The following is a 7,670-nucleotide window of genomic DNA, read 5'->3' as shown; positions in this document are numbered from 1 at the left end:
CCGGTAAAAAGCAAAAAACGCAAACCCATTAAAGTCAATCCGCCGGCGGGCCTTCGCCTGGCGCGACAGACTCAACCCACTGAGCAAAAAAAAAACAGCTCGTATAAGCTGCCCGGGTTAGATCTTCTGGAAGATGCGGAAGACTTCCCGTTTGAGCTTTTAGCAAAAAAAGCGGAAGAAGCAGCCGAGATCCTGGAAAATACCTTCGCTGATTTTGGTCTGGATATTCAAGTTTCTGAAATTGACACGGGCCCCGTGTTAACTCTGTTTGAACTCGATTTGAAGCCAGGATTACGCGTTGCCAAAGTCACCGCACTGGCCCATGATCTGGCAGTCGCATTACGTGTGCCTTCAGTTCGAGTGGTGCCTTCGATTCCCGGAAAAAATACGGTTGGTGTCGAAGTTCCCAACGAAAAGCAAGTCATGGTACGTTTGAAAGAACTGATTGAAGCCTGCTCTGAAGAAGCAGAACACAGTCGCATTCCGCTCTTCATCGGTAAAGATGTCAGCGGCCACCCTCTAACCGCCGACCTGTCCAAACTGCCTCACTTATTGATCGCCGGTCGAACAGGAACAGGTAAAAGTGTCTGCCTGAATACGCTGATTCTTTCACTGTTGATGACACGCACGCCCAACGAAGTCAAAATGCTCATGATCGACCCGAAGATGGTGGAATTGAGCGGTTACAAACGCATTCCCCATTTAATGCACCCTGTGATTACCGACATGAAAAAAGCGGAAGCAGTTCTGGCATGGGCCGTCGACAAGATGGAAGAACGTTATGACCTGCTGGCCCGTTGTGGCTCACGTAACATTGAAAGCTTCAACAAACTCGGAAAAGAAAAAGTACTCGAAATTGCGGGCATCGACCCTGAATCGGAAGAAGCCCTGCAAATGCCCGAAAAGATGCCTTCGATTGTGATCGTGGCTGACGAAATTGCCGATATGATGATGACCTCGGGGAAAGATGTGGAAGCACACATTATTCGTCTGGCACAAAAATCACGGGCCGTGGGGATACACCTGGTCCTGGCAACTCAGAAGCCAACCGTTGACGTGATCACCGGTCTGATTAAATCGAACCTGCCTGCCCGAATTTCATTCCAGGTTGCCAGCCGCGGCGACAGCCGGGTTGTCCTGGATGAAAATGGTGCAGACGCCCTGCTCGGTAACGGAGACATGCTGTACCTGGCACCTGGGACCAGTAAACTGACCCGCGCCCAGGGGGCCTATGTCAGTGACGAAGAAATCGAACGCGTGATCGACTTCTTCAGCGATATGGCACCGGAATACAGTCCCGAACTGGCCCAGATCACCGCTGCCAACTCCAAGAAAAATAATGGCGGCGAATCTGACCGGAAAGAAGACAGTCTGTATAATGAAGCAGTGGAAATTGTGATTCGCGAAGGTCGCGGTTCCGTTTCTCTGCTGCAACGGGCTCTGGGCGTTGGTTATGGTCGTGGTGCCCGCCTGATCGATTATATGGCGGAAGATGGTATCGTTGGAGAGTACAATGGCTCACAAGCACGTGAAGTCTTGTATACACTCGATGAGTGGGAAGCCATCAAGCAAAATCAATTCGAAGATGATTATGGTGAAGAAGAATATGAAGAAGAGTTTGTCTAAAGCGTGATTTCTCCCCTGTAATTCCTGAAACATCGGGTTAAAAAGGGATGAACTCAGGATTTCGTTTGACTACCACAGCTTCTCTGCTTATGATCTTCCTAAAGAAGAGTGTATCATCAAAATTTCTTACTCGATTTGAAAGTCTTCTCGTCCATGATGTCTGTTTCCAATACTGTCTGCGTCAGCAGCATTATTATTATTTGTGAAATTACAGACTCCCAATGACTTGAGGATCATTACCAATTTAACAGATTTTCATAACCTCAGGTCACAACCCTGAGGTTTTTTTATTGCTTTGACCAAGACTCATCAAGGATGCTCACTCGATTGCCTGAAAGATAGTAACACGCAATCGTTTGATCATATGATTTGTTCGCGAGTGAAGTGAATTTGAACTTCAGACAAAGTAAAACAGACAGCGATTCTTCAATTTCAACAGAAAAGAAAGCCCCTACGATGGCCCGGATTCAGATGTACGACACCACTTTGCGGGATGGCAGCCAGGGAGAAGGTGTGAACTTCTCATTGGAAGACAAACTGCAAATTACCGCAAAGCTCGATAAAATGGGCTTCGACTACATCGAAGGCGGCTATCCCCTTTCCAATCCGAAAGATACCGAATATTTCCAGCGCGTCGCAGAAATGGATCTGAAGCATGCCAAAGTGACCGCGTTTGGCATGACCCGCCGCAAAGACATCGACGCCAAAGACGATGTCGGTATGCAGGCACTCCGCGATTCACAGGCCCCCGTTGTCACCATTGTCGGAAAAACCTGGGACCTGCATGTGACGGAGGTTCTACGAGTCTCGCTTGAAGAGAATCTGGCTATGATCGCCGATTCGATCTCCTTCATCAAATCGTGCGGACGCGAAGTCATTTATGACGCCGAACACTTCTTTGATGGATTTCGAGCCAACCCTGAATATGCGTTAAAGACCATCAAGGCTGCGGCAGATGCCGGCGCAGATATTATCATTCCCTGTGATACCAACGGCGGAAGCCTGCCCGAAGTCATCGCCCACTATGTCGATCTCGTTCGCAATGAACTGAAAACGCCGCTGGGAATCCACTGCCATAACGACTGCGACGTCGCGATTGCCAACTCCTTAGCAGCCGTAGAACATGGCGTGATCCAGGTTCAGGGAACGATTAACGGCATCGGCGAACGCTGTGGCAATGCCGACCTGATCAGCGTGATTGCCAATCTGGTGACCAAGAAAGAAGGCTATTCAGTGCTCCTCGACAACAGCCTGCATAAACTGACCGAACTGTCGCGGTATGTTTACGAACTGGCGAATATGAACTTTCGGTCCAGCCAGCCTTTTGTCGGCAGCAGCGCTTTTGCGCACAAAGGAGGCATGCACGTTCACGCCGTGAATCGCCTGGCCCGAAGTTACGAACACATTGAACCGGAACTGGTCGGCAATCAGCGAAAAGTACTCGTTAGCGAGCTATCTGGTCGCTCCAATATCGTCGCCAAAACCACAAAATATCAGCTCGACAATGACCCCGAACTGCTCACCAGAATTCTGGAGAAGGTCCAGGATCTGGAAAATGAAGGTTATCAGTTTGAAGCCGCTGAAGCCTCGTTTGATCTGCTTGTCAAAAAGGTGGCAGGAACTTTTAAACCGCATTTCGAAAAGATTCACTATCGCGTGAATGTCGAATCGGACAGTACCCACGAACCGCTGACCGAAGCCACCATCAAACTGAAGGTCAACGGGCAGCAGGAACATGTGGTCGGTGAGGGAGATGGTCCTGTGAATGCCTTGGATACGGCTCTGCGAAAGGCCCTCTGTCCTGCTTACCCGGCCCTCGAAAAGATGCATCTGCTCGATTACAAAGTACGGGTCATCAACTCAGCAGAAGGGACCGCTGCCAGCGTCCGGGTAGTGATTGAGAGCAAAGACGAGCACGATGTCTGGAGCAGTATCGGCGTCAGCGAAAATATCATCGAAGCGAGTTGGCTGGCATTGGCCGATAGCGTCGAATACAAGCTCTACAAGGATGAAGGAACTTTTTTCGACTAGAATGCAGAAACCGCAACCATCTACAATGCTCGCAACGACCATTTTTGCTATATCTGAGTCTGATCAGTCCTTTTCCGCTGCTTGAATACACTCGATTCATTCCAGATTGAGATTCTTCCAATAAACCAGGCCCTTTTAAACAAGATTCAACCGTAACTCATGACCGAATCGCTTGATAAACATTACGACCCTGCGAGTGCGCAACAGAAGTGGTATCCATTCTGGGAAGAGAGAGGTTATTTCCACGCCGAACCCGATCCGGAAAAACAACAGCATACCATTATGATCCCGCTCCCCAACGTCACCGGGGCGTTGCATATGGGCCACGCGTTGAATGGAACCGTGCAGGATCTGCTGACCCGCTGGCGCCGCATGCAGGGATATGAAGCCCTCTGGATGCCCGGCACCGATCACGCAGGCATCGCGACACAGGCGGTTGTCGAACGGCGCATGAAGGAAGAAGAAAATCTCACGCGCCACGATATCGGCCGCGAGGCATTAGTGGAACGCATCTGGAAATGGAAAGAACAGTACGAAAAACGAATCTTGAATCAGCTAAGGGAACTGGGCGCCAGTTGCGATTGGCAGCGCACCCGTTTCACGCTCGATGAGATGTGCTCCAAAGCGGTCAGGCGAACGTTCCTGAAACTCTTCGCCGACGGTCTGATTTACCGGGGAAAACGCCTGGTCAACTGGGACCCGTTCCTGCAGACAGCCGTCGCCGATGACGAAGTATTTTCGGAAGACATCGATGGCCAGTTCTGGACCTTTCAATATCCGGTCGTTGATAGCGATGAACTGATTTCGTTCTCCACCACACGCCCCGAAACAATGCTCGGCGATACCGCGGTTTGCGTGCATCCCTCGGATGAACGTTATCTGCATCTGATCGGAAAAAACGTACGGATTCCATTAAACGGACGCGAAATTCCGATTATCGCCGACGCGCTGCTGGCTGACAAAGAACTCGGAACGGGAGCCGTCAAAGTCACGCCCGCACATGACCCGAATGACTACGCCTGCGGGTTACGGAATGAGCTGGAACAGATTAACATTCTCAATCCTGACGGATCCATGAATGAAAACACCGGTGAATATGAAGGGCTGGACCGGTACGACGCACGCAAAAAAGTCGTCGAAGATATGGAAAAACTGGGTTTCTTCAGAGAAGTCGAAGCCCGCAAAATTCCGGTCAAACATAGTGACCGTTCAAAAACGCCAATCGAACCTTATCTGTCCGATCAGTGGTTCGTCAAAATGGATACACTGGCGCAATCGGCCATTGATGCCGTCGAAGATGGTCGCGTGCGATTCTTTCCCAGTCGCTATTCGAAAACCTATCTCGACTGGCTCAAAGAAAAACGGGACTGGTGCATCAGTCGCCAACTCTGGTGGGGACACCGGATTCCGATCTGGTATTGTGAAACCTGTTCCGAAGCAGATCTGAATCAGGCATTTGGTGATCGCTACGATGTCAGTTTCCGACGCAACGATGAAGATACCTGCTGGCTGATCTGCAGCGAAACCGATCTGACCGGAAATGAGTTGGGAGCCGAACATCAATTAATCCAGGACGACGATGTTCTGGACACCTGGTTCAGCAGCGCTTTATGGCCGCATGCCACGCTCGGCTGGCCTGACAAGAATCCGGATCTGGATTATTTTTATCCGGGCAGTGTGCTCGTTACCAGTCGTGATATTATCACGCTCTGGGTAGCCCGCATGGTGCTCTTCGGCCTGTATAATATGGGCGATGTTCCATTCCGTCATGTATGCATTCATCCGAAAATCCTGGACGGTTTCGGACAGACGATGTCCAAATCCAAAGGAAACGGCGTCGACCCGATGGACCTGATTGACAAGTATGGCGTTGATGCTGTGCGATTTACGATCGCTTCTTTCGCCGGTGAAACTCAGGATGTGAGACTGCCCGTCGGTTACGAAGATCCGGAAACCGGTGAAGTCGTTCCGCAAACGCTGGAACATCAGACAACCATCCCCGGCGGTGGTGAGAAACCGCGTATCAAATTTCCTAAAAGTGGAAAATCGTATCAGTACACAAGCCCCTGGTTTGATCCTGATCCAGGCGAAAAAGTCGCACGCATCGTAAGTGAGCGTTTTGAGTATGGCAGAAATTTCTGCAATAAACTCTGGAACGCCAGTCGCTTTGCGATGCTGAATCTGGAAGGTTACACCCCTGCTCCGCTGAATGAAGCGGATTTGACAATGGAAGACCGCTGGATTCTGAGTCGTCTCTCCAGCGTGGCAGAAGAAATGACAACCGTTTTAGGCCGTTACCAGTTTGATGTGGCGACGCGTGCCATTCGCGACTTTACCTGGAATGAATTCTGCGACTGGTATCTGGAGATGATCAAGCCCCGCCTGTGGGATGAGAAGCAAAAGCCGGTCGCCCAGCGCGTGCTGGTCGGTGTACTCGATTCTCTGCTGCGTCTGCTCCAGCCCTTCGTACCGTTTGTAACTGAAGAACTCTGGCAACGCCTGAATGAAATCGCCCCCGAACGCGGATTATCCACCCCGGAACCGGCTGCGGAAAGTGTGACGATCGCTGCCTGGCCGAAACCACCGAAAGCGTGGCAGGATTCTCAGCTAGAAAAACGCTTCGAACGTCTGCAGGAAATGATCGTCGCCGTCCGCAATATCCGCGCGGTTTATAAAATTTCGCCAGCAACGCCGCTGCAACTGTTTTTGCGCTGTGAAACGAGTGTCGCCGACGATATGCAGAATATTGCCGGCCAGTTCGATAATCTGGCAAAAACACTGCTGGAAGCCGCCGGTGCCGATGTGCAGCGACCTGGCGGATCGGCCACATTCTCGCTGAATGATGTCGATGGATTCATTTCACTGGAAGGAGTGATTGATCTCGACGCAGAACTGAAACGTCTGCAGGGGGAAGCAGAAAAGTTAAAGAAACATATTGAAGGCAGTGAGAAAAAACTGGCCAATAAGAGTTTTGTGGATCGGGCACCGGCAGATGTTGTCGCGGGCGTCAAAGAGATGCTGGCCGGACTACAAAAACAGTTGCAAAGTGTTCAGGATTCCATCGATCAACTTCGTGACAAATAGTAAGACTTTCCGGGCATCTGAACCCTGAGATTCTGTTGCCCTGCCTTGTAGACGTGTATAATGATCGCATTCAAAACCCAGACGTACTGATCCCCAAATATTAAACTCATTCTAGTCGGCAGAGTTGTTTCGTTAGCTCTGTCCAGCCTTTGGAGGTTCTATTGCTAGTTGAAATGGAGTTATCTCGCATCATTATCAGCGAGATTGGTGACCAGCAGGTGATTTATCTGCGCGAAGTGAACGGGGATCGCATTTTTCCGATTCTGATTGGGATTTTCGAAGCCACGACGATTGATCGCCGTGTGAATCAGGAATTTGCTCCACAGCGTCCCTTAACGCATGACCTGCTAAAAAGCACTATTGAAGCGTTGGGGGGCAATCTCCAGGATATCGTCATTACACATCTTGAGGATCACACTTACTATGCAGTCCTGCGGGTCGGTCAGGATGGCGAATTGATTGAAATCGACAGTCGACCCAGTGATGCGATCGCACTGGCAATTCATTATGAACCGCCCGTTCCAATCTACGTCCACGAATCGGTTCTGGAACAGACTTCCAAGTAAAATCCTGCAGGCATTCAGAAACACGTTTCTATAAAAAAAGGGTAAGCTCGAATTCGATTTGAGCTTACCCTTAAATCATTTTCAAAAACGATTAATTACATTCCGCAACCAGAGGTCCGGCGAGTTCATCCAGAATGATCAATCGACCGGGTTGCGTTGTCATGTAAGTGGATGGAATCCAGCTCGTGGGTTCGTGCCGTAATGTCATCCAGACGCTCATCCCCTGCCACTGCATGCCCCGTGAGAAAATACCGTCACAGCCGCCAATAATTTTGTCGGCGTTCAGAAAACATCCGGGACCAATCGTATTGGCATACGCGGGAACCAGAGTCGTACGGCTTTTGAAACTCGTGACTGCATTCT

General features: G+C 50.2%; 4 protein-coding genes and 1 pseudogene. 4 read left to right on the top strand and 1 reads right to left on the bottom strand.

Annotated features, from left to right (window positions below; translation table 11 throughout):
- From Q0294_RS09150 to Q0294_RS09135, 4 genes are all read left to right on the top strand, one after another.
- Positions 1 to 1,626: DNA translocase FtsK (locus tag Q0294_RS09150; RefSeq protein WP_299463701.1), on the top strand; the 1,626-nt coding region annotated here is incomplete at its 5' end.
- A gap of 456 nt (positions 1,627 to 2,082) precedes the next feature.
- Positions 2,083 to 3,657, top strand: coding sequence for a citramalate synthase (gene cimA / locus Q0294_RS09145; RefSeq protein ID WP_299463698.1), 1,575 nt, complete (start codon positions 2,083 to 2,085; stop codon positions 3,655 to 3,657).
- 159 nt (positions 3,658 to 3,816) lie between these two features.
- On the top strand, positions 3,817 to 6,741 hold the full coding sequence (locus Q0294_RS09140) for a valine--tRNA ligase (protein ID WP_299463695.1): 2,925 nt from the start codon (positions 3,817 to 3,819) through the stop codon (positions 6,739 to 6,741).
- Between the two features lie 161 nt (positions 6,742 to 6,902).
- The gene (locus tag Q0294_RS09135; protein WP_366917941.1) at positions 6,903 to 7,307 is read left to right on the top strand and encodes a bifunctional nuclease family protein; all 405 of its coding nucleotides are present in this window, start codon (positions 6,903 to 6,905) and stop codon (positions 7,305 to 7,307) included.
- A gap of 91 nt (positions 7,308 to 7,398) precedes the next feature.
- On the opposite strand, the pseudogene Q0294_RS09130 reads toward Q0294_RS09135, so the two are convergent.
- Positions 7,399 to 7,670 (bottom strand): annotated as a pseudogene (locus Q0294_RS09130) (glucosamine-6-phosphate isomerase); the annotation flags it as partial.

This window comes from uncultured Gimesia sp. (genome assembly GCF_937919775.1).
Taxonomy (GTDB): domain Bacteria; phylum Planctomycetota; class Planctomycetia; order Planctomycetales; family Planctomycetaceae; genus Gimesia.
The sequence above is the reverse complement of the archived record's forward strand: the minus strand, read 5'-3'. Positions and strand labels throughout refer to the sequence as shown.